At 55.0% G+C, this 974-nt stretch carries 2 protein-coding genes; both read left to right on the top strand.

What is annotated here, in order from left to right; genetic code table 11:
• The first annotated feature begins 162 nt into the window (after window positions 1–162).
• Window positions 163–720, top strand: coding sequence for a recombinase family protein (locus tag ACK8OE_RS20840; protein WP_410274227.1), 558 nt, complete (start codon window positions 163–165; stop codon window positions 718–720).
• Between the two features lie 14 nt (window positions 721–734).
• Window positions 735–974, top strand: a 240-nt coding sequence (locus ACK8OE_RS20835) for a DUF4158 domain-containing protein (protein WP_410274226.1), incomplete at its 3' end; no start/stop codon positions are given.

Genomic DNA, 974 nt, shown 5'->3' with positions numbered 1-974 from the left:
ATCATGTTGATTTTATTGAGGTTTCAGGTTTTCCGATTTTTGAAGCGTTGCTGTCCGTCAAACGATCATTTGGCGGACTTGCGGCTTTTGTCCGTCAACTATGGACTTTCGATGGGAAAACGGACAAGCTGATTTCCGGACCAATTTCCGGACAAAATCGCTATGGCGTCGATCGGTTACGCGAGAGTTTCCACCCACGAGCAGAATTTGGACCTGCAAAAGGATGCGTTGAGCGCCGTAGGTTGCTCGATGATTTTCGAGGACAAGATTTCGGGCGCCAAGTCGGAACGGCCCGGGCTTTCCGATGCGCTGGCATATGTTCGTGCCGGAGATGTTTTGACGGTATGGAAACTTGACCGGCTCGGCCGATCGATGTCCCATCTGATCAAGACGGTGAATGACCTCGAAGAACGAGGCGTCGGTTTCAAATCCCTGACCGAGCAGATCGACACCACGACGGCCAGTGGCCGGCTCATCTTCCATTTGTTCGCCTCGCTCGGGCAGTTCGAACGGGACCTCAATCGTGAACGAACACAGGCTGGCCTTAAAGCTGCCGAGGCTCGTGGTCGCAAAGGCGGGCGCAAGCAGGTTTTGACAGAGGCCAAGCTGGCTCTGGCCCGGGCGCATATTGCCAAAGGATTGACCGTGCGGGAGGCGGCATCGCGCGTGAAGGTCGGGAAAACCGTGCTATATTCCAAGCTCCGTGACCAAAAGTCATAGTTGGGAAGTCCAAAATGGGCCGGTGGGATCAGCAATACTTGGGATACCGGACGTTTCCAGAAGCGCTGACGTCGCTGGAAATCGAGCGGTTTTTCACGCCGACGCCGGAAGAGTTGAAAGTAATTTCGCAACGGCGCACGGCGCCCAACCGCATTGCCTTTGCCCTGCAGGTTGGCTTTCTCAAGATGACGGGTCGCTTGCTGAATTCCGTCGAGATCGTGCCGGCTTCGATTTTCGAGGCCATTGGAGACAAG

The sequence above is a fragment of the Asticcacaulis sp. W401b genome, assembly GCF_046503825.1.
Classification (GTDB): domain Bacteria; phylum Pseudomonadota; class Alphaproteobacteria; order Caulobacterales; family Caulobacteraceae; genus Asticcacaulis.
The sequence above is the reverse complement of the archived record's forward strand: the minus strand, read 5'-3'. Positions and strand labels throughout refer to the sequence as shown.